Genomic DNA, 24,028 nt, shown 5'->3' with positions numbered 1-24,028 from the left:
TAACGCCCTTAAGAGCATGCATCACTTCCCTATACTTTGCAATGAAGCGCTCTTGAAGGCTTGTAAGATAATATAACTTGCTCTTAAGAGCATTTTCTAGATTTGGTTCCTTTGAAAAGTACCTTTAGAGTCACCGTTTGGTTTTATTTGGCGCCAAGGTGCAGCTATGAGTTGTGGCGCGAAATGTTCTATTTGGGAAGCGTCTTTTGGCTCGGCCGCGGCAGGCATACCCCAGACCAGCACCGAGGGCTGCCATCAGTCACGAATCACCAGACGGGTCGGAATCCAGAAACATGTCTGACGCCACCAGCGAACAGCTTCGCCCGCCGCCGAGCTGGGACAAATTTGAGGAAATCCGCGCTGATCTTTTTCGCGCACTGGAAGGACAATCAACTGTCCGCTACGGCCGCCGAGGCAAAGACAACGCGGCATCGACATCTATGGCAAGGATAGCGGAGCTGGCGCGGCCGTTCAGCGCAAACGGCACCCGCTAGCTCGAGTCGAGCGACGCCGGGTGCTAGGTTCGCGCTCCGCTGCAGTCGCTGCACATCATGCGAATTTTCTCGGCCACCGAGCGCCGCACCAGAGGGAAACTGCAATCGCCTCCTGGAGCAAAAGCGGTTTCACAGTTTGAGGCCGTGATCATTGGGCACCTTGTCTCTTAGAGCGCCCTGATCTCACGGGCGATTTCTTTACGAACTGCGCAGGCAACGGGTTCGAGCACCGCATGCCTTGGTGAGCGCAGTAAGGCGAATTTGTCGGGGGTGACGGTTGCGGGCGGCGGATTGGCGGGCGTCGCTGCAGCCGCCGAGCGATCGGGGGCTGCCGACACGATGCAGCGTGGATGCATGGACGAGACAAGGACCATCGCAGTGACAGGGGTGATACGTTTCAATCGTCGCGACGCCTATAACGCTCGCGTCGACGAGTTCTGCAAGCTGATCTTTGAAGCGGCCGATCAGTCCGCCGAGTATTGGATTACGAAGAAGCCATCGAAGGCAGAAGCCGGCACCGGAGATCAAGGCGAAGCTTGCGCTCGTGGAAAGCAAGCTCGAAGGGTACCGCCTTAAGATAAATTTCTTTCATGTTCTGATCCGGGAGCCGCTCGTGGACCTCCAAGCATGATCAGATCGTCGCCAACGTGGCGGATTTCCTGAATGCTATGACGGCCGGAGACTTCGGTGCGGAGTTGCGGCAGCCCGATCCGACCCGGGCTCGTCTTGTCTACACGACAGCTGCAGAACTGCTCGGGATCTTGCGCGCAACGAAACCGATGTTCACCGCCACCTCATCGTCAGAGGTGGACATACGTCTTACGCTGCAGCTTCGAGAGACGTCGATGGTTTCCATCGGCGCATTATGAGTCTTCCGAGACTCGTCAGTTTATCGACAGCTAAGTCTAATAGGATGGGGTACTGTCTAGCTGGACTGTAGAGGTCCGGCTTGATCTGCTGCAGACGAGAATGGGATGGATTGCTCTAACAAAATAGCCCTTTCGGAGATTCCGTCCCGACGTACTACGTTTGGCTGCAACTCCCTTGTGGGCGAATAGCACAGCGTGTTCGCCGGCTCTGGGTGGCAACCGCGCTGTGTGATCGCCTGTATCCTCGCCAGTCGGTGATCACCATCGATGGCGACAGCCACCGGCTTCGAGAAGCGGCGCTCCGGCACATTCCCTTTCATTTAGCTACCGAAGAGACGGCATCGATGAATGCAGAACGGGCCCAGCTTGGGGCTGGCACTCCTTCCGAGACTTCCGAATCCGAAACCTCCGAACCAGGGTCCCGGGGGGCGGCTCAGTGGGCCGAAGCCTTGACGGAGGTGGACACGTCCGCCGCTGATTCCGCCTCCTCGCAGGACCAGGTCCTTGCTGCCTGGGCTGCCGAAGAGGGGCAAGCCCAAGATGAGCGTCCACAACGGGACGTAAGCCGAACGCGGGCTTGGCAAGAGGCGGCCAACGTCAATCAGCCGCTTGATCTGTCGTCCTTGTCCCTGACCGCCTTGTCTGCCCCCCTCCCGCCTGAGCTGCGGCGACTGAACGTTGAGAGAAATCAGCTCACCAGCCTACCTGAGTTGCCAGCCGATCTGCAGCGGCTCAACGCCAGCAACAATCGCCTGACTAGCTTGCCCGAACTTCCAGCCGGGCTCCGGCGGCTCTCCGCTATCACGAACCGGCTGACCAGTCTGCCTGCAGATCTGCCGCCCGGCCTTCGGCGCCTGAGCGTCGACAATAACCAGCTGACCAGTCTGCCCGGTAACCTTCCCGCAACGCTCCGGGAGCTGGATGCCAGCGGCAACCAGCTAACCACCTTGCCTGAGCTTCCAGCTGGGCTCCAGCGCCTGAACGTCGACTACAATCAGCTGACCAATCTGCCCGATCCCCTCCCGGCTGAGCTCGAATGGCTCAGCGCCACGAACAACCAGCTGACCAGCCTGCCCGACCCAGTGCCCGCCGACCTGCTATGGCTCGGCGCCAGCAACAATCAGCTGACCAGCGTGCCCGAGACCCTGCTGACGCAGCTGGGCCGCGAGTCCAGCGTTGATCTGGAGAATAATCCGCTGCCCGAGTGGTTGCAGACCAATCTGCTGACAGCCATGCATGCCGGGGACTATGCCGGCCCGCGAATATTTTTGCCTATGACCCAAGCAGTGGTGGAGATGGGCGGAGGAGCGGTGGAAGTCGAGCCGCGGCCGTTGCATGAAGTTGTCGCGGACTGGCTTGAGGGCGACCCGGAGACGGTGGCTGCCTGGCGGGGTTTCGCCCAAGAGCCGGGAGCCCAGGACTACGCAGGCTTTCTGGAAAGGCTGCGGGGCACCGTGAACTATAGCAATGACGTGTTCCGGCACGCGGTCGCCGAGGATCTGCGGCAGGCGGCGGCAAGGCCGCGACTGCGTGAGCAATTTTTCACGCACGCCTCCGAAGCGACCGCGAGCTGCGAGGATCGCATCACTTTGACTTGGAACAGCATGCAGACCGCACGCGTGAACGCTGATGTCGAGGCCGGGGCCTATGACGGGCGGCTCGACGAACTGCTCCAGCAGGGCCGTGTCATGTTCCGCTTGGAGGCGCTGGACAGGATCGCGCGCGAGACGGTCAACTCGCTCCGCGACGCCGACGCGGACGCCGATATCGACGCCGACGCGGACACCGACGCGGACACGGATGCGGACGCCGATGTGGACGAGATCGAAGTCTATCTTGCCTACCAGACTGAGCTGCGCGAGCCGCTGGAACTATGGCACATCGCCCCGAACATGCGCTTCTTAAACGTCTCTCACGTGACGCAAGACGACCTTGCCAGGGCCGCGACGTCGGTGCGGGACCAGGAGGCGACGGGATTCAGGGACTATCTGCTAACGCGCTGGCAGCCTTGGGAAACGGTGCTGGCGCGCATCAGGCCGGAAATCGAGGAGCAGCTCGTCGATGCGATGGGCGAGGAGTTTCAAGCTCGCCTGGACCGGGCTCTCGCCGAGCACGGCCTGACAGGCGACCCCGATGCCGAGCGGGAGCTCGGAGCCCAGATCCGCAGCGACATCGCCCGCGACATCAGGGGTGCGGTGACACGCGAGGTGCTCAAACCGTACGGCCTGGAGCTGTAAAGCGGCCGTTCATGCGAGGCGTGTCAATCCTCCACTCGGCCGCCGCCATGCTGGATTGAGCGATCGCGATGAGACCCGCCCGCCGGCTCCGCCGCGAAGCAAATGGCGCTATCCGTAGTTCGACGTAAGGCGGTAAGGCCGCCGGTTCGTACCGTTGCTGCTCGCGTCACCTTCAAAGGCGCGAAGGGATACTGTGATCAATGTTTCGCCTGCAATGCCACTCGCTTACCGGAAGTGCCGTACATGCGCGACTCAAAAATCGGCTTGTGCACCAACCTTTGCTTCTGTCCGAAAGCAAACGCGCATTATGTAGGGAAGCAGCCAAGCTGTTGCGAACGCGAGATTGGGCCGCAAAACGTGCGAGCGTTCCTCTGCATGGCACTGGCCCAAATCCTGCGGCGCGTTCACGGGCGAGGGCAAGAGAATTTGGAGGCGCGTTTGAGTCTCGAGCTGAGAAGCGACGAAGAGGCACCATCGGCGAGCGGCGCGGGCTGTCCGTTTCACTCCGATAGAGGAACAGAAGACGTTGGTGCTAACCGGCGCGTCGCGCGGCATTGGTCGCGCTACTGGAAAGCTGTTTTCGGAAGCGGTCTGGCGCATCATTTCTTGCGCCCGCCAACCGTTCGATGGCGGGCGGCTGCCCGTGGGAGTCAGAGGCCGACAACCATGTTCAGATCGACCTGAGCAATCATCGCATTCTGCCGCGGGCGATCGCCGAGGTCAACGAGCGCCTCGCAGGCGCGCCATTAGACGCCTTGATCAACAATGCCGGCATTTCACCGAAGACGCCGAATGGCGTACGACTGCCAGCGTTGACGACGTCAATCGAAACATGAAGTGTTCCGCCTCACTCGCCCGACAAGGAACATTCCGCAACGAACGGCAAGAGAGCTGGTTCGATGGCCTGGAAAGCGCGTTGGTGACGTTCGGTGGCATGCCCGAAGAGGTGCTGTTTGATAATGCGCGTGCCTTCGTCGTGGAGCACGATGCCGCGACGCGCACCGTCGTGTTCAACCACAAGCTGACCGTGTTCGCCAAGCACTGGAGCTTCCGGCCGCGCTCCTGCGGAGCCGTATCGAGCCCGAACCCAAGGGCAAGACCGAGCACGGCGTTGGCTACGTAAAACCGAATGCGATCGCTGGCCGCGCCTTCCCGAGCTGGGAAGCCCTTGAGGCGCATCTCGAGGCTTGGACACGGGATCGCCGACCGGCGCCAGCATGGCACCACTAGCGAGCCACCGATTGAGCGGTTCAGACACAGCGAGGCGCAAGCCCTGAGGCCGATCGGCGCTAGGCCGCCCTTCCAGGCCGCACGGATCCGGCGTATGCAGGCCGACTGTTGCCGTCGAGATTGATGGCAATGCCTACTTGGTGCCCTGGCGGCTGATCGGCGAGGTGGTGCGAACGACGATCGCCGACGGCGTGGTGCGCATCCACCACGAGATCCATGAGGTTGCAGTTCATCCGATCTGCGTCGGTCGGCGACGTCGCGTCATTGCCCCTCAACACTTTGAGGGCCTGGCTGGCTTTACACCGAGCCGCGCCGACGAGCTCGCATTATCGCCTGCGGCGCCCTCGTGGCCAGCGCTGCTGCGTCCGCTCGGCGAGTACGAGGCGATTGTGGGTGGGGGCTTCTGATGCGAGTCGCTATGTTCGATCGCCTGAGCGATATGCTGACGCGCCTGAACCTGACCGCCGTCCGCGACCAGCTGGATGGGCTCGCAGCCACCACAGTCGTTTCGCAGCTTGCCAAAGCTCACAGCGAGGGCAGGCTCGAGGAGCGGCTCGCGCAATTTGCGAAGCCCAAGCTCTTGATCATCGACGAGCTCGGATATCAGCCCTTGAGCCCAATGCCGCGCATCTGTTCTTCCAGCTCGTTAGCCGTCGTTACGAGCGAGGCGCGATCCTGCTTACCAGCAACCGCAGCGTCGGCGAGTGGGGCTCGGTCTTCAGCGACGTCGTGGTCGTCACCGCGATCCTTGATCGTCTGCTGCACCACAGCCACGTCATCACTATCCGCGGCGACAGCTATCGGTTGAAGGAGAAGCGTCGCAGCGGGCTGCTGCAGAAGCCCGCCGTGCCAGACGCCAAATCGGAGAAGAAATCAGTGACGCAAGCCGCTCGCTATCTACAGCGCTCTGGAGGGCGCGCTTCGCGAGCGGCTTGCTTGCACTCGCGGCAGCTGATTCAGGAGACACTAGGGTGCGCTTCGGTAACATTGTCATCTGAGGCAGTATGCGGGGTCAAATCCGAAAGTCGCTTGACAGGAGTTTGCTGCATAGCCTGTCACGACTGCGTCCCACTGCGCCGTCGCCAGGTTTTCCCGGCCCTCTTGTTCGGAGGATGCCGGGAGGGATGCGAGCGCCGCGCTGAATCTGTCCTGCTTCAAAAGGATCCATCCCCCCTTACGAAACTGAGCCGACTCAGTCCACGAGACACGCCCTAGAACTAGGACCTTAGCTTTCGATAAGCTGCCTGCCGTAGGGTGGCAACGATGGCATCTAAGCCAGCATAACCGTCGTCAACGATACAGTGACTCGATCACGGCCGAAGCTAAGTTATCTTCCGGCCTACATGTTTGGGCGGATAACCAACGCAGGAGCGGCTTAAGCATCGAGCCAGCCCGGCGGTGGTGTCTCAACGGCGGGCAGTCGAGCCTTTTCGGCCGAGGGTGTGGAAACGAAGACCGGCAGGCGCTCGAACGCCCAACTTCGCGGTGGCCTCACGTGAAGGCAATCAGTGCCATGCTGGTCTTTCCCACTGGTGGCAAACCGAACGACTTGGGTGTTCTGCAGCGACACTCGTCAGCTGATCGACAGGTGGGCCCGCTAAGGGCAGAACGCTGCCACGTTGATGGTCCTCCGGCCTTATCTGGTCAACGAAATGGCAGAAAGCTCGCAGCAGTATCGATCTATTTGCCGCACTTGGGCTTGTGTGAACCTGTGCCAACCAGAGCCGGGCGGCAGCCGCAGCGCACGTGCACAGGCTCTCGAATGATCATTGCTCTGCGCAACCACCTGCTTCGCGACCTTGAGAAGCGGCGGGCGTACTCTTTAGTTCTGATGATGGAGAAATTGATGGACACAGGACAAGCACAGCGGAGCGCAGGTTCCTCCGCGGACGCTTTTGAAGAGGGGGAGCAGGAAAGCTACCTCGGCGGCTTCAACCGAGCCGTGGCGGATTGGGTCGAAGTCTTGACAGGGTATCGCACCCCCGCCTCCTCGCGCGCGCGGATCCTGGAAAACTGGGCTGCCGAAGAGGGGCAGGGCGAAGCCGAGAATCGGCGACAGGGGCGCTCGCGAATTAGGGCTGCGGACAACACGGGCTCGCGCTCGGTAGATTTGTCATCCCTGTCCTTAACCGCTTTGCCCGCCGCCCTGCCGCCGAGGCTGCGGGAACTCCGCGCCCGGCACAACGAGCTCAGCAGGCTGCCCGCTAGCCTCCCACCCGGTCTCAACGAACTTCTTCTTAGCCACAACCGGTTGACCAGTTTGCCGGACGCGCTTCCGGCGAGCCTGTTTCACCTTGAGGTGAACGATAACAGGTTGACCAGTCTACCAGACAACCTCCCGGCGGGGCTAGGGATACTGCACGCAAACCATAACCGACTCAGTAGCCTGCCCCACGCTCTCCCGAGCAGCCTCACCTCGCTCGCGGTTGGTGGCAATCAGCTGACCGAACTTCCCGAGTCCCTCCCATCGGGTCTCATTGAACTCGATGTCAGCAGCAATCAATTGACCAACCTCCCCGAACCCCTTCCGAGCTGGCTTCAATCGCTCAATCTCAGCGGTAACCGGCTGACCAGCCTGCCCGAGGATCTCTTATCAGGGAGTTTTAGCTATCCGCATTTGGAAAACCTCGCGTTCGGCGATAACCCATTCCCGGACGAGGTCCGCGCTCACCTCGCGGCACCGCATCTTGAGCAGCTGCCTCTGCACGAGGCTGCCGCGCACTGGCTCGGGGACGATCCGGCGGCAGTAGCCGAATGGCAGCACTTTGCGGATGAGCCAGGCGCCCAAGACTACGCTCGGTTCCTAGAAAGGCTACGAGGGACGGTCAACTATGGCAATGACGAGTTTCGGCGGGCCGTGGCTGATGATCTGCGGCAGGCGGCGATCAATCGGAGATTGCGCGAGCAGTTTTTCACACAGGCTTCCGAGGCCAATGCGAGCTGCGAGGATCGTGTTACTCTGCACTGGAACGGTATGCAGACCGCGCGCCTTAATGCTGACGTCGAGGATGGGTTGTATGATCATAGGCTTGGCGAGCTGATCCAGCGCGGCCGCGTTGCGTTCCGCCTGGAGGCGCTGGACGGGATCGCGCGCGACAGGGTCAACTCGCTCCTCAGCGTCGACCCGAACATAGACGACGTCGAAATCTACTTGGCCTATCAACATTTGCTGCGCGAGCCGCTAGAGCTCAGTCACGTCGCCCCTGACATGCGCTTCCTGATGGTCTCTCACGTAACCCCGGATGACGCTGCGCAGGCGCTGAACCTGGTTCGGGAGCAGGAAGCGAACCAATTCACCGACTACATGGCAACCCGGTGGCAACCCCATAGGCGTTAAGGTAGCGCGAGCATCGATTGATACGGACGTTTTCGAGGAGGCTCGCGCAGGTGCCGCCCAAGCGCTCGCTTTCTGCGGCGGAAGCAACGGATGGTTGGTTGTGGAATGATCGCTTGTAGCAAGGATGCAACGAGTTGTTGCAAAACACGCCAAGCGCCAGGTGCCGTCAGGCGGCCTGCATCCAGCGGGGAGAGTCCTCGAAGTCGCGGGCAAGCGGCTCGAGCAGCAGGATGATCAAGAGGTGTGCCAGCAAGTAGGGCTTGGCGGAGCGCGGATCGGTTCCAGGTGGCGTCTTGAGACCAATCAGACTCTTCAGTCGCTTGAAGCCAAGTTCGATGCGCCATCGCAGTCGATAGAGCGCGAGTACATCCTTGGTGGAGAACTCGTCCCGTGCGAGCGACGTGACCAGAATGACCCAATCCGCGGCTTCCAGAGTTTCTTTGGAGATGACGCGGTTTTCGTCTTGTGCGTCGCGCCGGGCTTTACGACGCGAAGCCGCGACTGCACCGGCGGGCTTCTTGACTGCGACCAGACGCATAGCCAGAGGCGCACCGTCCTTGCGTTTGATCCAAATCCTCCGATCGATCAGTCCATGCGCCTTCGCCGCACGCAATTGGGCCATCAGATCGAACGGAAGGCCTTTGGCATCAAGCCAACGTGCGTTCTTCCAGCCCGCTCGGATCAAAACGTCTGCCCCGGCGTCGCGGACAGCGGCGATGCGGTCAGGTTGCAGATAAGCGCGGTCAGCAATGCGGATCTCGTTCTTGACCACCGGTATCCGGTCAAACGTTTCGCCCTCTTGCTGATCTGTCAGCTCGAAGTGACCAAAGCGCTCATATGGCAGATCGAATGCACTATGAACGCGCCAAAGCTCACTGTTCCTGCGCGCAGCCGGTCCTGCCTGAGGCACTGTCGTCGCATCGATAATGCGGATCAGGCGGCCTCGGCTCGCCTTCGGGGCTGCCGCAGCGAGCAAGCCCTCCACCAGCACTGCAAACCAATCGCCACATTGACGCAGGCGATAGAACAACGCCACGCTGCTGAGGTCGGCAAGGCCAACAGAAGCGGCCCACGCGGCTGTCGATCTCAACCCTCTTTCACCCAGACAATAGGCCAGCATCAGCCGAAGTAACGACACCGCATCTGGAATTTGGCGCCGCCGCACGAAAGCCTTCGTCTGGCGCGCACTTATTTCAAGCTGCGCAGCCCCGCCGAGCTGCGCAACCACTCTCGTCCAGTCCTCGTTCAGAAGCGATTCGTCTGCCATCCCGCCTTGGAATCACGTGTGATTCCAACACTCAAGAATAAACTTAACGCCTATGGTGGCAACCCTGGGAGACGGTGCTGAGACGCATCGCTCCGGACGAATATGAAACGATGCAAGACCGGCTCGTCGAAGCCATGGGCGAGGAGTTTCAAACCCGATTGGATCAGCGACTGGCCGAGCATGGTCTTCCAGGCGATCTGGATGCCGAGCGGGTGCTCGGAGCCCAAGTCCGAAACGAGATCGCTGGCGAGATCAAACGCGAGGTCATGCACCGTGTGCTCGCAGAGCGTGGCCTCGAATGAGGCTCCCAAACCGCCGCAGAGATATTTATCATTGCTCTGCGGCGGTACCTAAAGATCCATCGTGAAGCCTCGCCCATCGCTGCCAAGGTGCTTTTGCACCTTGGCAAGTGCGCTGCCGTCGATCAGGGTCTTTCGATTTTGCCGAGCGACGAAAATTCCCGCACGCGAGGCGAGGGTGTTTCAGCATCCGGTCGAAAGCCGCTTCGGGACGAGAGCTGCGTCGCTCGAAAAAATTGTTGAGGAGACCAAGGCGCGCAGCGGTGAAATCATCGCTTCCGGAGGCGCTGCCGCAGCCAACCAGCTCGGTTTGACGACGCAGCGTACGCATCCGACTGGGGCCGTCTTGCGTGACGGGTGGTAATTCGCGAAGCGTGTGGCCTTAAGTCTAGCTTTAAGGTCATCAGGCGATGCGGGTCGAGGTTTTGGGCGGGCTGGAGCGGCGGCGGCGCTGGTCGCAAGACGACAAGGCACGGATTGTCGAGGAGACGTTGGCGCCGGGCGCGAAGGTGACTGAGGTTGCGCGTCGCAACGGAGTAGCGGCCAGCCTGGTGTTTACCTGGCGTCGACAAGCACGGACATCGGAACAAGCTGTACCATCTTTTACGCCGGTGCAGATCGCCGCTGTAGCGGCATCGGCTGAGGAAACTCCGAAGCTTTTGCCTACGGTTGATGGCCGAGTTCGCTCCGTGGCAGCCGCGCGTACTGGATTGATAGAGATCGATCTCGGCAACCGACGGTGCATCCGGGTGGATGCGCACGTCGATCCGGAGGCGCTGGCGCGGGTCCTCGATGTGCTTGGACGCCGATGATTGCGATGCCGGGGAATGTGCGAGTGTGGCTCGCGACAGGCTACACGGATATGCGCAGAGGCTTTCCGTCGCTGGCACTCCAAGTGCAGGAGGTGCTGCACAAAGACCCGCTCAGCGGTCATCTGTTCGTCTTCCGCGGTCGCCGCAGCGATCTTGTGAAGATGATCTGGCACGATGGCCAGGGAGCATGCCTGTTTACCAAAAGACTCGAGAGAGGCAGGTTCATCTGGCCATCGGTTGCCGGTGAAACGGTAACGATCTCGCCGGCGCAGTTGAGCTATCTGTTGTCCGGGATCGATTGGCGCAACCCACAAGAAACCCAGCGTCCGACGCGGGTGGGATAGCCGCTTTTACGGTTTGAATCTGCTGCTTGATCTGATTCAATGGCGTCATGATATCGGAGCCGGACGATCTTCCATCGGACCTTGCGAGTGCCCTGGCGGCGCTGCAGGCCGAGCGTGAGGCGCGGCTGCGAGCTGAGGCGGTGGCTGCCAACTGGCAGGCGCAAGCCGCGAATGCGCAGGCGCAACTGTCGGATACCGAGGCGCTGATCGCGCATCTCGAGTTGCGCATCGAGAAGCTCAAACGCGAACTGTACGGGCAACGCTCCGAACGCACGGCACGGCTGCTCGAGCAGCTGGAGCTGGAGCTGGAAGAGCTCGTCACCACAGCGAGCGAGGATGAGCTTGCCGCGCAGGCCGCAGCGGCGAAGACGCATAACGTCCGCTCCTTCATGCGCAAGCGGCCGGTGCGCAAGCCCTGGCCGGACGACATCGAACACGAGCGCGTCGTCATTGAGGCTCCAACGAGCTGCGCCTGCTGTGGCGGGTCGCGGCTGGCGAAGATCGGCGAGGATGTGACCAAGACGCTGGAGGAGATTCCGCGTCGATTCAAGGTCATCGAGACAGTGCGCGAGAAGTTCACCTGCCGCGATTGCGAGAAGATCAGCCAGCCGCCTGCGCCGTTCCATGCCACGCCGCGCGGCTTCATTGGCCCACAATTGCTGGCGACGATCCTGTTCGACAAGTTCGGCATGCATATCCCGCTCAACCGCCAGAGTGCGCGCTTCAAGGCCGAGGGGATCGACCTGTCTTTGTCGACGCTGGCCGACCAGGTCGGCCACGGCACCTTCGCCGTTATGCCGCTCTTCCAATTGATCGAACGTCATGTGCTGGCTGCCGAACGTCTTCATGGCGATGACACCACCATCCGTATCCTGGCGAAGGGCAAGTGTACCACTGGACGAATCTGGACTTATGTGCGGGATGACCGGCCCTTCGCCGGGCCTGCGCCGCCGGCGGCGGTCTATTACGCCTCGAGCGACCGACGAGGCGAGCATCCCCAGAAGCATCTGGCCGCCTTCGCCGGTATCCTGCAGTGCGACTGTTACAGTGGCTTCGAGCCGCTGTTCGACCCGCAGCGGAAAGAGCTGCCGATCACGCCGGCGTTTTGCTTTGCCCATGCGCGGCGGGGCTTCTTCGAGCTGGCTGACATCGAGAAAAATGCCCGGGAAGGTAAGAAGGGCAAACCGGTCTCTCCGATCGCGCTGGAGGCGGTCAAGCGCCTCGATGCATTGTTCGAGATCGAGCGCGCCATCAACGGCCGCGACGCCGACGAGCGGCGCGCCGTGCGCCAGGAAAACAGCAAGCCGCTTCTCGAGGACATGCACGCCTGGTTGCTGCGTGAGCGCGAAACCCTCTCGCGCTCCTCCGAGGTCCTGAAGCCGATCAACTACATGCTCAGGCGCTGGGACGACTTCGGCCGCTTCCTCGAAGATGGCAGGATCTGCTTGACCAACAATTGCGCTGAGCGCGCATTGAGAGGCATCGCCTTGGGAAGGCGCAACTGGACCTTCGCTGGTAGCCAGCGTGGCGCCGACCGTGCCGCCATCATGCTAACGATGATCACGACCTATCGCCTCAACGACGTCGATCCCAAGACCTGGCTCGCCGAGGTTCTCGCCCGGATCGCCGATCTTCCCGCGTCGCGCCTGCACGAACTGCTGCCCTGGGAATGGAAGCTCCTGCGCCAGGCCGATAAGCCCGCCGGTCAGCAGGCCGCCTGACCATCACCCAACCGATCATAGAGCTCACTGTGCCCGCGCGCATGCGTCAATCAGGCGGTCTTCGTCGTATGTGTACGACGCAGCTACCTGTTCGGCAGGTCTATTTGACTTCGGATCCTTACCGCGAGTCCATCTTGGCAAGCAAGTTCTGGAGTTCAAGCATGCACCGCGTTCGCAGCATACGATGGCAAACCGTCGTGCAGGCGAGATCGTGCGCGCGCTTGATCGGGTCGGTCCCAAGACTGCACGACAAGCCTTGCGGTCCCGCAGTCAGAGACTGAGCCTGATTGAAGTGAGCGAATTGAAGTCTGCCGGATCTTCATTGCCGACTTGGCTTGCCAAGCCAGTAAGCGAAGGTGCGCGCTACCTATGCGACCCCGAGCGCCGAGAGGCGCGCGGCGTCACTGCTGCGAACTCAGGACGGCCTGCACATCGTCTCGAAAAAGAAGTTTGGGTCGTTTGATGCCTGAACGCGCTTTGTTCATCGCCACTGGGCCAGCATCTCGTCTCAAGGATAAAAAAGGCGCAGTTCGCCGTTTCCCGGAAGACGTGAATCCCATACGGCATTCGAGCGATAGCTCCGGACCTGGTGAAACACTAGCTAGCAATTCGGTCCTTCAGAACCGCACTCAGAGCAAAAAGTAGAACTCCAAGGGACGAGAACGCGTCCCGGTCTGCGCCAGGGAAAAGACGTTGTCCGTCAGCAATGAGCGCCTGCAAGATGACAAGCTCAGCGCCAAGGTTGACGCCAAGGACGACAAGATGCTCATCACGTATGATTTGAGACTGGTAGCGGCTATGTGGGCCCCGCCGTGATGCTTGGATTCGGCGCACGATCGACAGGCGCGATCCATGGTTATATCGGTGGACGAATTTCGTCGGCTCGAACAGGGGGCCGGCGAAGAGATGCGGCAAAATTGGAGTGACCCCGTCCTGTCGTCAGGCCGGTGCCGATGCGAGGCCGGTCTCGCACGCAGCAATATCCTGATCTCGTCAGCTTTTCGAAAGGTTGAAGCTACAACAATCGAGAATCTGATTCTTGCTGAATGAGCTGCTACTTGGCCGTAATCCAGGCCGTACGGATTGCTGCAGGGTCTATACAAATATGAGGAGAGCAGGATGGATCCGGTTGACCCATTCTTCGATTCAGGAGCCTGGATGCGGGAGTACGCCGCCCTGCAGGGGCGGAATGGGCAGCGAGCGGGCAGCCCAAGCGAACACGGTGACTTTGAACGGCGGCTGGAGGATTTGAATCTCGATCCGTCTGAGCAAAGGAAGTCAACTTCGCCTGATCGGGCTCCCGCAGGAGGTGGTCGAGCAGTCCGGCGGGACGATTTCGGCGGTTCGATGCGGGTGCCGCCGCCCTCCGCTTTTAGGGAGAGTGCGCTAGGCGGCACGCGCCGGAGCGTAGACATTCCCAGCTTTCAGCCTCCCGCTTCAGCAGTGCCGCAGTCCAGTTTGCGAGATGATCTGTTTAGCAGCGCACGGTACAGCTTTCCGGACGCAGAATCTGCCGCGTCGGCCAAGAGCGGAAAAAGCCGCGGATTATGGTCACGCTTCAAGTCGGGAATCGGCAAGGCCCTTGGCGGGAGCAGCGGCGAAAAGTCGTCGCGTGACGCGGGGCAATCTGACGTCTTTTCGACGAATTTACGAATTGATTACGCCAGGCAGCCAGGCCGGACGCGCGGGGTCTCTGCGGCCGATGAGGAGCTCATTGAAGATTTCCGAAGAAAGGCGGCGGGCAACCTCAGCGATGGCACGATCAAGAATGCGGCAGCCGATTTGCGCCATTTGAGTGCGCGCCTGAGCGCGGCCGGCAGGCCCTCAATTGCGGATCGAATTCGCCGGGAATTGGAAAACGCGCAGCTGGAAAATCCCGAGGTGGAAAACCACCAGCTAGAAGCTGAGCTCGATGAGGACGTCGACACCTACGCAAAGGACCGCGGCAGGCGCATCAAGGCGGCCCTGAAGAAGCTTCGTGAAGTCGGTGCCGGAAACACCTTGGCAGCCGATGTCCGCCGGCTGGCTCCTCATGCTGAAGACGCAACCCTCATCTGCATGTGGGCGGCGGCGGAAAAGGCAACAGACAGGATCGATGCAAAGACGATCGACAGGCAAACTCGCCGCATGTTCAGGCTGAGTGAGTGGCTGCAGACGCATGACAGACAGCCGATCGCCGGCCGACTTTCCACCCCTGGGCTCGCTCAGGACCTAGAGGAGTACAAGCACGAAACCGGCGACAGCAAGATCAACGCTGATCTGCTCAGGCTTGGGCGCTACCAGCAAATCCTTGAGGCGAACAGGGCAATTGGATTGCCGCCTCCTGAGGATCCGGGTCAGCCTTCTCTGGAAGTTGCTCGGCAGGCCCACTCGCCACAGGAGCTTCCCGCAACGCCAGCGACGCCGAGCGCGGGAGCTTGGGATTGGCTTGGAGAGCAAATGCACGGATCTGGCTCATCGATGCCGGCGCCGCACAGCGGTTGGCAGGCCGGCTCGTCCCAGCTGCTTCCCGGAACGCCTGCGATGCCGAGCGCCGGACCCTGGGATTGGCTTGGTGAGCAGATCCACGGACCCGCCTCACCAATGCCGGCGCCGCACTGGGGCGCGCCGGCTCATCTGCCGCTCGAGCTTCCTGCCACTCCAGCCACCCCGAGCCAGGGAGCCTGGGCCTGGCTTGGGCAACAGATGCAAGAACCCGCATCGCCGTCGTCCGTGAGGCCCCGATCGTCAAACATCTACGCCGGTCTCGACTCCTTCGTTGATCTGGATCCACCCACACCCCACGACTTGCGTGACGATGCGCGCTCGGCGCCGGCACCTGAATTCGCAGCCGCCTCGTCGTTCGCAGGACCGCCGGGGGCGGCTCCGGAGCTGCGGGATATTGGAGCGATCGTTGGCGCCAACTGGCGCCACGGCTCCCAGGCGGCTTCAGACGTGTTGATCGATGTATTGGGCAACATCAATCTGCTGCCAAACCAGTTCGGGCCAAGTCAATTTGCGATGAATGGGGAGCGCTATTCGGCGACGTTTGGACCAGGAGGCCACAGGGATATTCGCCTGATCCATCACCCGCGCGCCGGTGGGATGAACGAAGCCGGGCCATCCCGGCCGCTGCATCGCCCACTGCCAATCGTAAGCGCAAGGCAAACTGTGGAAGGTGCAGTCGATCTTGGCCATCTTATCCGGGGCGGCTGGGAGCATAGGGAGCGGTTCCTGCCGCCTTACCTCGTGCGCGTTTTGGAAGGCGAGCGCATCATGCCCGAAGTTGGACGCCCGACCTATTTCGAGATCCGCGGAGTGCCTTACAGGGGCGAGTTGGTGGAAAGCGAAGGACGCCAGCGCGTTCGCGTCTATCCCGAACCTCGGTGAGTGCAAGTTGGCGGCAATTCCAAATGCTCGGCGGGCAGCTCGCGCGAGGCGTTCTATCACGCAGCGCTTGACCGGTTATGCACCCAATCGATGCAGATTGCAGAGCTGGGGCGTGAATACACGCCTGATTTCGACGGCGGTGTTGGCTCGATCAGCTTCTCAAGCGGCAACCTTCGCTGCCCGTACATCAGGCCCCAGTCTGGCTAGGGAGGCTTCGAAACGACAGTCTCTCAAGGGAGCGCGGCGTGAACCCGATCGAGTCAAACGACCCATTCAACACGGAGGCTTGGATACAGGGGTACGCTGCCCTGCAAGTTCAGCAGCGGGTGAGACAACAATCCGGCAACATGTCTGCGGGTCAAGAGGGGTTTGAGCACCAGCTAAGCAAGTTGCAACTCAGTTCCTGTGATGAGAGCTCCGCCGAGGTGGATGGACCGATACGGCGCTCTCAATGAGAATGCCGTTGCAACCGGACTCGCGAGACAACCGCTTCAGCGGCACTCGCCACAGCGTCGACCTGCCTCTCTTCCACGCCCGCAAGCTGGTTGAACCGGCACAAAGCATCATCTCAAGCCAGGATCACTGCCATCGCCCTGGGATCAATCGGCGCCTCGTCCGCCTTGGCCAGGCCGCATTGGGGGGCCATACCACGGCGATTCCGGAACTCCTGATGATTAAACCCTTTGTCGCCATTGCGATCTTGATATCGACATGCCTTGCGACGCCCGCCCGTGCGCAGGACGCGGCTGCACCGTTCGATGGCGAGCTGCAGCGACTGGCCGAGATCCTCGGAGCCCTGCACTATCTGCGCGGCATCTGCGGCTCCAATGAAGGCGCCAAATGGCGCAAGGAGATGCAGGAGCTGATCGACGCCGAAACCCCCTCTGGCCACCGCCGCGCGCGCATGGTCGCGGGCTTTAACCGCGGCTATCAAGGCTTCGAGCTGACCTATCGGAGCTGCACGCCCGCAGCCAGAGTGACGATCAGCCGCTATATCGAGGAAGGCTTGAATATCTCACGCGACCTGACGGCGCGCTATGCCAACTGACCGCGCGATCCTCGACGCACTCTGCCGGCGGATGCCGACGGACAGATTGGTTCTCCGGACTGAGGAAGCTGCTTTGAAAGAACAGAGACTGGCGAGAGGGGTGGATTGGTCATCCGGATGATCCAGCACTTGCCCCGGCTTCCTCCTGAAGAACTCTGCTCTGCGTGAATGTGACGTCAGCCAGGACAAGAGAGGAGGCCGCGTGGAGGTGTCAGATTGCATAACGACCGGCCTCCTCCGTGCATCGTTTGCCTCATTGTGTGCTTCATCATTAGTTCGCAGTGCCGTATTCGTGGTGCTGAAACACGAGCGCGTCAGCCCGCTCGCTGCGATTTAAGTCGGCGCCGAAGCGTTCGCAGAAGGTTGTTTGTCAGGATGCCGCTGGGATGGTCGGCCAAGAGGCTCGCTGCCGGTACGCCACGGCTCAGCTTCGAACCAGGTCCTCAGTTCCGCAGTCACCCGAATGAGCGGATCGGGGCGGCGGCGTTCTTTGTTTACCTTCACGACCGATCGGTCTGTCGGCCGTACTCCGCCATCTTTCCAGGCCATTCGCAAGCTTGCCAGGAAGGGCTCGATTGACTGTGGTTCGATAGAGTTGTTGTCAAGCGACGTCCGGATGTGACCCCGCAGCGACATGAGGAAGTGACCCCCTTTTTGTTTGCAGGACTGTAGCAAGCCGCTCGCGAAGCGCGCCCGTCATAGCGCTGTAGCGAGCGAGCGGCTTGCTTCAGGACTTCTTCTCCGATTTGGCTTCTGGTGCAGCGGGCTTCTGCAGCAGTCCGCTGCGGCGCTTCTCCTTCAAGCGATAGCTGTCGCCGCGGAACGTGATGACGTGACTGTGGTGCAGCAGACGATCAAGGATCGCGGTGGCAACCACGGGGTCGCTGAAGACCGAGCCCCACTCGCCGACACTGCGGTTGCTGGTCAGCAGGATCGCGCCTCTCTCATAGCGACGGCTAACGAGCTGGAAGAACAGATGCGCGGCATTGGGTTCAAAGGGCAGATACCCGAGCTCGTCGATGATCAAGAGCTTTGGCTTGGCAAATTGCGCGAGTCGCTCCTCGAGCCGCCCTTCGCCGTGACCTTTAGCAAGCTGCGCAACGACAGTCGTGGCTGCGACGAACTGAACGGAATGCCCAGCCAGGATCGCTTCGCGACCAAGAGCGACCGCAAGATGCGTCTTGCAAACGCCAGGTGGCCCAAGCAGCAGCACGTTCTCGCCATTGGCAATCCAGCGGGCGCTCGCAAGCTCGCGTATCTGCTTGGGATCCAGCGAGGGCTGGGCCGAGAAGTCGAAGCCCGACAGATCGCGAACGAACGGGAAGCGAGCAAGTTTGAGCGTCATCTCGACGCGCCGCTCATCCTTGCGGGCGATCTCGCGCTCGCACAGCAGCACCAGGGTCTCGCGTAGGCTCAGCTCTTGCCAGCCGGCCTCATCCAACAGCCCATCCAGCTGGTCGCGGACAGCCGTCAGCTTCAGGCGCGTCAGCATATCGCTAAGGCGGTCGGGGACAATGGCTCGCATCAGAAGCCCCCTCCTGCGCGGCGGCGATCAAGGTGAGACTCCGGCGACATGGCCTCCAGCCATCGCCGCTACGCCGGCTGGACCATCGCGCGCATCCGCCAGGACGCCGCTGCGATCGGCCCGGCGGTCAGCGCGTTGTGCGACCTCATTCTCGACGAGCGCTCGCACCCCGAGCAGGGGTTCCGCGCCTGTCTCGGCATCCTCAGGCTCGCCGCATCCTACGGGCGCGAGCGCCTGGACGCGGCAGCTGCGCGGGCGATCGACATCGGCGCGCGCACCTATGGCTCGGTCAAATCGATCCTCGCCAACAACCTCGATCGGCGTCCTGCTCCCCAGCGTTCCGCGGACGACTTGCCGATCCTGCATTCCAACATCCGCGGACCGCGCTACTACAATTAGGAGATGATCCCTTGCTCACCCATCCGACCTTCGACCGGCTCAACGCGCTCGGCCTCCACGGCATGGCCAAGGCCTTCGCCGACATCGAAGCCGCCGGCGAGGCTGGCAGCCTCGGTCACGCCGAATGGCTTGCTCTGCTGCTCGAACGTGAAGCCTCGCTGCGGCACGACAAACGGCTCGCCACTCGCCTGCGCTACGCCAAGCTGCGCCAGCAGGCGTGCGTCGAGGACATTGACTACCGCACCCCGCGCGGCCTCGACCGCCCACTGTTTGCCAAGCTTGTCGAGGGACGCTGGATCGACGACCATGCCAACCTGCTGATCTGCGGCCCGGCCGGCGTCGGCAAGAGCTGGCTCGCCTCGGCGCTCGGCCACAAGGCCTGCCGTGATAATCGCTCCGTGCTCTATCAACGTGTTCCGCGGCTGTTCGATGACCTCGCTCTCGCGCGCGGCGACGGCCGCCATCCACGCCTATTGCGCGGCCTCGGCCGTGTCGATCTGCTGATCCTCAATGATTGGGGGCTCGAGCCGCTCGATGCCGGCGCCCGTCATGACCTCCTGGAGATCCTGGAGGATCGCTACGGCCGCCGCTCGACCCTCGTCACCAGCCAACTCCCGGTCGACCAGTGGCACGCGCTCATCGGCGATACCACCTACGCCGACGCCGTCCTCGATCGCCTCGTCCACAACGCCCATCGGCTCGATCTCTCCGGCGAAAGCTGCGCCGAACCCGGCAATCCGCCCGAAAGTCCTGAGCCCGTGACGCTGTGGACATGCCGCTTCGCTTGGACAACGCCAAGGCGTTGCCCACATGCCCACAGCAACGGCAGCAGAACAAAAAGCAGATTCAAGCGGCGATTCCAGATTGACCACGAGGCTTGACCGATGCCAGAGAACCAACCGGCCAGAACGCCTCGCCCCGGGCGAGATCAAATCGGAGAGGTGGGCGACATCGTCTCGGAATCCCCGGGCGACTTCAAATCGGTACACCAGGGCGACTTCGTCGGAATCCGCAGCCCAGGAGGCCGACAGAGCCCGCAACGACGACGACCGCGCCTCTTGATTGCGTGTGGCGCAGGGTTGGTTAAGCCTTCTCCGCAAAACGCCGGGATCCGAGGAAGAGGCCTTCCGGTAACGCCTGGTTCAGTTGGTGCCATTTCGCGAGAGCAGGCGCACACGCTTGTCCTCCCGGATGACAAGCACTGATAGCCATCGTGCTTTGCTTCGTGAATCCCGTCCGGCCCGTCGCGGACCTGCTTGCCGGGAATCGCCAAGCAGAGCTCGTAGGTCATACGCATGTGCGGAAGATACGCGTTGGGCGAGACATTGCGACCGTTCCCTCGGGCAACAATTCCTGCTGACGGTCGCAAGGGAGCCGTCATTGAAATGTGTTAACGACTACCCTGCCAAAAAGGCAACATTTTCACCGAAGGGCCCAAAAAGAAGGACCTGGGGGCGTCCAATGAGTACCCGCGGTCGAGCGGTCATTCCTGCTGCTGCTATTCGCAAACGTCTTCAGAGCATCGTTTCTGCACTCGTTGAATTAGAGGAAATCCGGGCACGGGTTCTCGCCGCTGAGCAGAACGAAAAACCAAGATCCAAGCAGAAGAGGAGAGTGCTCCGCCGGGCCGAGCCCACCGGCGGAAAGCGCTAGCGGCCGTCGCCATAGCTTGCAACGCGCAGGCGGCCCTTAGGAACGATCGTGTCCGCACTCGGTTCGACTATCGGTCTTGCGTGCCCATCCTTTCGCAAGACCTGTTGCTAAGACTTAGCTCCAGCTCGTCCCCGGCGGGCTGGAGCGTTTCTTTTGCGTCGGATTCAAATTTAAATTCAAGAGACTGATTTTGTGGCGGGTGTTCCCGTCAAATGTGGATCCGATGGCATTTTGCGTGGAACGACCCCGGACGTCCCGGGGCTGGCTGCGGCACACCAGGGCGGCCCGACGCACCACTCACGCGGCGCACCGGCCGAAATCGTCTCGGCCAAATCGCAGGGGCAGCGTCTCAGATGATAGGCGGTCGAGATCAAATTCGACGGCCCGACTTCTCTGGGCTGATCCCGGGCAGACGGAGTTCATAACTCCCTTTCGATCGCTGGGTGGCTCCGGTTCTTCACCTTGATCCAGTGCTTCTGCCGACCGCCACGATATTCATGCAAATTCCGATGCCAGCTTGTCTACCGCCAATCTGTCGAGGGTGACAGACGATATCTCGGTCGTGGACGATAAGCCAATCAATGCCACCGGTCTGCAACCTCCTGCTGCATTCGCCAGTGAGATATTCCCCGGCTCTTCGAGATGAGCTGGAGCGGCTTGGCGCGATAAGATACCTGCTGGCGCCGAATATGCCGCACTGGATGTTTTTGCTTGAGCAGCCGGACAGGATTGGCGTCGGTCATGATTCTGAGTCTAAGCAGTCGATTGAGAGATACCAATGCAACTTACTGGGCAAGCCCGCTAGGTGTTGCGGCACCGTGCCGAACCGCACGCCTCAGCTCAGTCAAGAGCGACCTTTGGAAGGACGGATCGCGTCTGGACGATTGGCGATAAAGCCGGTTCGGAACCCGCAACTTCCGGGTAGTCGACGGAGGAAAAAGCCAAGGGCCATTATGTGGCAGTTTTCACACGTTCTGGTAGTAATATGGAGAAGGGGCCGAATTGGCCCCCTTTCCAATTGGTAAAAGTGACTGTAAGACCCTGATCTAGCGAAGGAATTTGCGATTAATTAAATTTTCGTTTCCTTGTGGGAACGTGTTGCGGACGTGTGGCGTTCGTGATTACATCGAACGTACAGACGGAGCAGTGCGACACATCAAGATCGTACAGCGCACCTTCGAGAGGTGGACATATGGCCAAGACAGCAACAATCAACGCTCGGATTGAACCCACTATTAAGGCGAAGGCGGAGAAAGTGTTCGCCGCCATTGGGCTAAGTGCTACTGACGCTATCGGTATGTTCTATCGTCAAGTTGTCTTTCGGAAGGGACTTCCCTTTGACGTCTGCGTTCCTAACGCGGTCACATTGGCGGCTTTACAGGAAGCGGAGTCTGGCGGCGGCGAGGTTGTTCAGGGGACAACTGAGGAGCTGTTTGAGGATATCCTGAACGAAAAGTGATACTACGAGGGGATGAAGCCCCTCCGACTCACAACCCAATACAAGAAAGACCTGAAGCGGATAAAGAGCCGGGGTTACCGGATCGATAAGCTTGTTATCATTGTGAACAAGCTTCGGTCCGGCACTCCTCTCTTGCCGATTGACGATGACCACCCGTTAAAGGGGCCTTGGGAGAGCTATCGCGGTTGCCACGTGCAAGGCGATTGGTGCCTCATCTATAAAAGCGAGCCTGATGAGTTGGTTCTCGTTCGGACAGGGACTCATTCTGATCTTTTCGAGAGGTGATCGGCCCGCCTCAAGCCCTGAGCGACTCACACAAGCGTGGGGCGGTTAACTGTGCCGTTAATCGCCCGTTCTTCACTAAGTGAAATCCGCACGAATCTCACGCCAGCGCGAGTGTCCTAATTCTCCTCTGCGGGTGGCCGCTCAGCGCATCCAGCGCAAACATGCGCCCGCCGTTGGTCGCGATGAAGATGCGCGCCGGACAGTTGGCAGGAGCGGGTGACCTTGCCCCCAAGTTTTATCCAATCCTGAGTTCGCTCCGGTCGTTGGATTTGCCCGGTTGGGCGGTGGGAGCGACGGGAGCTGGCGCGGAGCCTTCGGCATAGCGCAGCGCCAGATCCCGGCGCGGGTGACAGGTGAAGGCGAACTCGGAGGGCGTTTTCCATCCGAGCTGCGAGTGGGGTCGGGCATCGTTGTAATCGGCCCGCCAGCATCCGAGTGCGACGCGAGCCTGGGCCAGTGACGTGAACAGCGTCTCGTTCAGCAATTCATCCCGCAGCCGGCCGTTGAAGCTCTCGATGAAGGCATTCTGCATGGGCTTGCCCGGCGCAATGTAGTGCCAGGCGACGCGGCTCTGATCCGCCCATGTCAGGATGGCGTTGCTGGTCAGCTCGCTGCCGTTGTCGCTGACCACCATTTTCGGCTTGCCGCGCTCGATCATCAGCCGGTCCAGTTCCCGCGCCACGCGGATGCCGGAGAGCGAGGTATCGGCCACCAGCGCCAGGCACTCGCGGGTGCAGTCATCGACCACGGTGAGGACGCGGAAGCGGCGGCCGCAGGTCAGCTGATCCGACACGAAGTCGAGCGACCAGCGCTCGTTCGGCGCCATCGGCACCGTCATCGGCGCCCTGGTCCCGATGGCGCGCTTGCGGCCGCCACGGCGGCGCACTGCAAGCTTCTCTTCCCGGTACAGCCGGAACAGCTTCTTGTGGTTGACCCTATAGCCCTCCCGCTTGAGCAGGACATGCACGCGCCGATAGCCGAAGCGGCGGCGCTCGTGCGCGATCGCCTTTCATGCGCTGGCGAAGGCCGCCAGCGTCCGTCCGGATCGTCTTGTATCTCACAGTCATGCGGCAGCTGCCGATGGTTTTACACGCCCGCCGTTCGCTCATCCCGTGGGCATCCATGAGATGGGCGACAGCTTTCCGCCTCCTCGCGGGCGTCACCATTTCTTTCCCAGCAAGTCCTTCAGCGCGACATTGTCGAGCATGGCATCCGCCAGCAGCCGCTTCAGCCGCGTGTTCTCATCCTCCAGCGCCTTCAGCCGCTTAGCCTCCGACACCTCCATACCGCCGAACTTCGCCCTCCATTTGTAGATGCTGGCGTCGCTGACGCCATGCTTGCGGCACAGGTCGGCAACCGAAACGCCGGCCTCGTGCTCCTTCAAAATCCCGATGATCTGCTCTTCCGAAAAGCGGCTGCGCTTCATGCTCTGGTCCTTGTCGTGGGCCAGAACGAACTTCAAACTGGATTAAGCCCGTGGGGCAAGGTCACGGGGGCGCCGTCGGCGGTCAAGGCACCGGGCTTGGTGGCGTGATGGGACACACCGCGGCAGGTCATGTGCTGGAAGTTCTTGTTGTGCTTGACCTGCTGACCTGCGGGTCGAACTTCCAGCGCAGCTTCCCGGTCGCGGCGTCCAGCGCAAACACGATCTGGTGCTTCGAGCAGGTGTAGAGGAGGTCG

General features: G+C 61.2%; 19 protein-coding genes and 6 pseudogenes. 18 read left to right on the top strand and 7 right to left on the bottom strand.

Going from position 1 to position 24,028, the window contains the following annotated elements:
• Positions 1-293: 293 nt before the first annotated feature.
• On the top strand, positions 294-494 hold the full coding sequence (locus tag P6U29_RS33020) for a hypothetical protein (protein ID WP_407114478.1): 201 nt from the start codon (positions 294-296) through the stop codon (positions 492-494).
• 167 nt (positions 495-661) lie between these two features.
• Here the strand turns inward: P6U29_RS33020 and P6U29_RS33015 are convergent, their stop codons facing one another.
• A complete protein-coding gene (locus tag P6U29_RS33015) occupies positions 662-895 on the bottom strand; it encodes a hypothetical protein (RefSeq protein WP_407114477.1) in 234 nt (77 codons plus the stop codon).
• Between the two features lie 812 nt (positions 896-1,707).
• Between P6U29_RS33015 and P6U29_RS33010 the strand changes: the two genes are divergently transcribed.
• From P6U29_RS33010 to P6U29_RS32985, 6 genes and pseudogenes are all read left to right on the top strand, one after another.
• Positions 1,708-3,600, top strand: coding sequence for an NEL-type E3 ubiquitin ligase domain-containing protein (locus tag P6U29_RS33010; RefSeq protein WP_407119473.1), 1,893 nt, complete (start codon positions 1,708-1,710; stop codon positions 3,598-3,600).
• Positions 3,601-4,038: 438 nt separating this feature from the next.
• Positions 4,039-4,433 (top strand): annotated as a pseudogene (locus tag P6U29_RS33005) (SDR family NAD(P)-dependent oxidoreductase); the annotation flags it as partial.
• 83 nt (positions 4,434-4,516) lie between these two features.
• On the top strand, positions 4,517-4,723 hold the full coding sequence (locus tag P6U29_RS33000; RefSeq protein WP_407114476.1) for a hypothetical protein: 207 nt from the start codon (positions 4,517-4,519) through the stop codon (positions 4,721-4,723).
• A 247-nt stretch (positions 4,724-4,970) separates the two neighbouring features.
• Positions 4,971-5,237 carry a hypothetical protein gene (locus tag P6U29_RS32995; protein WP_407119472.1) on the top strand — a complete coding sequence of 89 codons (267 nt, stop codon included), beginning with the start codon at positions 4,971-4,973 and terminating at the stop codon, positions 5,235-5,237.
• A pseudogene (locus tag P6U29_RS32990) lies at positions 5,237-6,045 on the top strand (ATP-binding protein). Before P6U29_RS32995 ends, P6U29_RS32990 begins: the two are co-directional and overlap by 1 nt.
• 631 nt (positions 6,046-6,676) lie before the next feature.
• Positions 6,677-8,167, top strand: a complete 1,491-nt coding sequence (locus P6U29_RS32985) for an NEL-type E3 ubiquitin ligase domain-containing protein (protein ID WP_407119471.1) — start codon at positions 6,677-6,679, stop codon at positions 8,165-8,167.
• Positions 8,168-8,333: 166 nt separating this feature from the next.
• Here P6U29_RS32985 and P6U29_RS32980 read toward each other — a convergent pair whose 3' ends face one another.
• On the bottom strand, positions 8,334-9,434 hold the full coding sequence (locus tag P6U29_RS32980) for an IS4 family transposase (RefSeq protein WP_407112594.1): 1,101 nt from the start codon (positions 9,432-9,434) through the stop codon (positions 8,334-8,336).
• 56 nt (positions 9,435-9,490) lie between these two features.
• Here P6U29_RS32980 and P6U29_RS32975 point away from each other — a divergent pair.
• The 7 genes and pseudogenes from P6U29_RS32975 to P6U29_RS32945 all read left to right on the top strand — a co-directional run.
• Positions 9,491-9,736 (top strand): annotated as a pseudogene (locus P6U29_RS32975) (E3 ubiquitin--protein ligase); the annotation flags it as partial.
• Between the two features lie 407 nt (positions 9,737-10,143).
• Positions 10,144-10,545 (top strand): IS66-like element accessory protein TnpA, encoded by a 402-nt coding sequence (gene tnpA / locus P6U29_RS32970; RefSeq protein ID WP_407114475.1) that lies wholly within the window; start codon positions 10,144-10,146, stop codon positions 10,543-10,545.
• The gene (gene tnpB, locus P6U29_RS32965) at positions 10,542-10,889 is read left to right on the top strand and encodes an IS66 family insertion sequence element accessory protein TnpB (RefSeq protein ID WP_407114474.1); all 348 of its coding nucleotides are present in this window, start codon (positions 10,542-10,544) and stop codon (positions 10,887-10,889) included. Before tnpA ends, tnpB begins: the two co-directional genes overlap by 4 nt.
• A 47-nt stretch (positions 10,890-10,936) precedes the next feature.
• Positions 10,937-12,610: an IS66 family transposase gene (tnpC, locus tag P6U29_RS32960; protein WP_407114473.1), complete on the top strand. Its 1,674-nt coding sequence runs from the start codon at positions 10,937-10,939 to the stop codon at positions 12,608-12,610.
• Between the two features lie 693 nt (positions 12,611-13,303).
• On the top strand, positions 13,304-13,426 hold the full coding sequence (locus P6U29_RS32955; RefSeq protein WP_407114472.1) for a hypothetical protein: 123 nt from the start codon (positions 13,304-13,306) through the stop codon (positions 13,424-13,426).
• Positions 13,427-13,729: 303 nt separating this feature from the next.
• Positions 13,730-15,979 (top strand): hypothetical protein, encoded by a 2,250-nt coding sequence (locus P6U29_RS32950; RefSeq protein ID WP_407114471.1) that lies wholly within the window; start codon positions 13,730-13,732, stop codon positions 15,977-15,979.
• Positions 15,980-16,649: 670 nt separating this feature from the next.
• A complete protein-coding gene (locus P6U29_RS32945; RefSeq protein ID WP_407119470.1) occupies positions 16,650-17,027 on the top strand; it encodes a TIGR02301 family protein in 378 nt (125 codons plus the stop codon).
• 320 nt (positions 17,028-17,347) lie between these two features.
• Here the strand turns inward: P6U29_RS32945 and P6U29_RS32940 are convergent.
• Positions 17,348-17,609: pseudogene (locus P6U29_RS32940) on the bottom strand (ISNCY family transposase); the annotation flags it as partial.
• A gap of 145 nt (positions 17,610-17,754) precedes the next feature.
• Positions 17,755-18,552 carry an IS21-like element helper ATPase IstB gene (gene istB / locus P6U29_RS32935; RefSeq protein ID WP_407114470.1) on the bottom strand — a complete coding sequence of 266 codons (798 nt, stop codon included), beginning with the start codon at positions 18,550-18,552 and terminating at the stop codon, positions 17,755-17,757.
• Between the two features lie 48 nt (positions 18,553-18,600).
• Between istB (P6U29_RS32935) and P6U29_RS32930 the strand changes: the two are divergent.
• Positions 18,601-18,951, top strand: a pseudogene (locus tag P6U29_RS32930) (IS21 family transposase); the annotation flags it as partial.
• Between the two features lie 11 nt (positions 18,952-18,962).
• On the top strand, positions 18,963-19,832 hold the full coding sequence (gene istB / locus P6U29_RS32925; protein WP_407114469.1) for an IS21-like element helper ATPase IstB: 870 nt from the start codon (positions 18,963-18,965) through the stop codon (positions 19,830-19,832).
• 1,350 nt (positions 19,833-21,182) lie between these two features.
• On the opposite strand, the gene P6U29_RS32920 is transcribed toward istB (P6U29_RS32925), so the two are convergent.
• A complete protein-coding gene (locus P6U29_RS32920; RefSeq protein WP_407119608.1) occupies positions 21,183-21,347 on the bottom strand; it encodes a hypothetical protein in 165 nt (54 codons plus the stop codon).
• Between the two features lie 449 nt (positions 21,348-21,796).
• Between P6U29_RS32920 and P6U29_RS32915 the strand changes: the two genes are divergently transcribed.
• Together P6U29_RS32915 and P6U29_RS32910 are read left to right on the top strand one after the other, a co-directional pair.
• Entirely contained in the window at positions 21,797-22,063 is a 267-nt protein-coding gene (locus tag P6U29_RS32915; protein WP_104464508.1) for a type II toxin-antitoxin system RelB/DinJ family antitoxin, read from the top strand.
• A 12-nt stretch (positions 22,064-22,075) separates the two neighbouring features.
• A complete protein-coding gene (locus tag P6U29_RS32910; protein WP_407114468.1) occupies positions 22,076-22,348 on the top strand; it encodes a type II toxin-antitoxin system YafQ family toxin in 273 nt (90 codons plus the stop codon).
• Positions 22,349-22,583: 235 nt separating this feature from the next.
• Here the strand turns inward: P6U29_RS32910 and P6U29_RS32905 are convergent.
• A pseudogene (locus tag P6U29_RS32905) lies at positions 22,584-23,774 on the bottom strand (IS3 family transposase).
• 127 nt (positions 23,775-23,901) lie between these two features.
• Positions 23,902-23,994, bottom strand: coding sequence for a hypothetical protein (locus P6U29_RS32900; protein WP_407114467.1), 93 nt, complete (start codon positions 23,992-23,994; stop codon positions 23,902-23,904).
• Positions 23,995-24,028 lie beyond the last annotated feature (34 nt).

This window comes from Bradyrhizobium sp. LMG 9283, assembly GCF_045571415.1.
Lineage (GTDB): Bacteria > Pseudomonadota > Alphaproteobacteria > Rhizobiales > Xanthobacteraceae > Bradyrhizobium.
Note: the sequence above shows the minus strand (reverse complement) of the source record. Positions and strands in the feature narration are given on the sequence as shown.

Coding starts and splice junctions, on each gene's coding strand:
- P6U29_RS32985 (WP_407119471.1), top strand. CDS start 6,677: ATGGACACAGGACAAGCACAGCGGAGCGCAGGTTCCTCCGCGGACGCT.
- P6U29_RS33020 (WP_407114478.1), top strand. CDS start 294: ATGTCTGACGCCACCAGCGAACAGCTTCGCCCGCCGCCGAGCTGGGAC.
- tnpB (WP_407114474.1), top strand. CDS start 10,542: ATGATTGCGATGCCGGGGAATGTGCGAGTGTGGCTCGCGACAGGCTAC.
- P6U29_RS32915 (WP_104464508.1), top strand. CDS start 21,797: ATGGCCAAGACAGCAACAATCAACGCTCGGATTGAACCCACTATTAAG.
- P6U29_RS32920 (WP_407119608.1), bottom strand. CDS start 21,347: ATGACCGACGCCAATCCTGTCCGGCTGCTCAAGCAAAAACATCCAGTG.
- istB (WP_407114470.1), bottom strand. CDS start 18,552: ATGCGAGCCATTGTCCCCGACCGCCTTAGCGATATGCTGACGCGCCTG.
- P6U29_RS32945 (WP_407119470.1), top strand. CDS start 16,650: ATGATTAAACCCTTTGTCGCCATTGCGATCTTGATATCGACATGCCTT.
- tnpA (WP_407114475.1), top strand. CDS start 10,144: ATGCGGGTCGAGGTTTTGGGCGGGCTGGAGCGGCGGCGGCGCTGGTCG.
- P6U29_RS32910 (WP_407114468.1), top strand. CDS start 22,076: ATGAAGCCCCTCCGACTCACAACCCAATACAAGAAAGACCTGAAGCGG.
- P6U29_RS33010 (WP_407119473.1), top strand. CDS start 1,708: ATGAATGCAGAACGGGCCCAGCTTGGGGCTGGCACTCCTTCCGAGACT.
- P6U29_RS32980 (WP_407112594.1), bottom strand. CDS start 9,434: ATGGCAGACGAATCGCTTCTGAACGAGGACTGGACGAGAGTGGTTGCG.
- P6U29_RS32950 (WP_407114471.1), top strand. CDS start 13,730: ATGGATCCGGTTGACCCATTCTTCGATTCAGGAGCCTGGATGCGGGAG.
- tnpC (WP_407114473.1), top strand. CDS start 10,937: ATGATATCGGAGCCGGACGATCTTCCATCGGACCTTGCGAGTGCCCTG.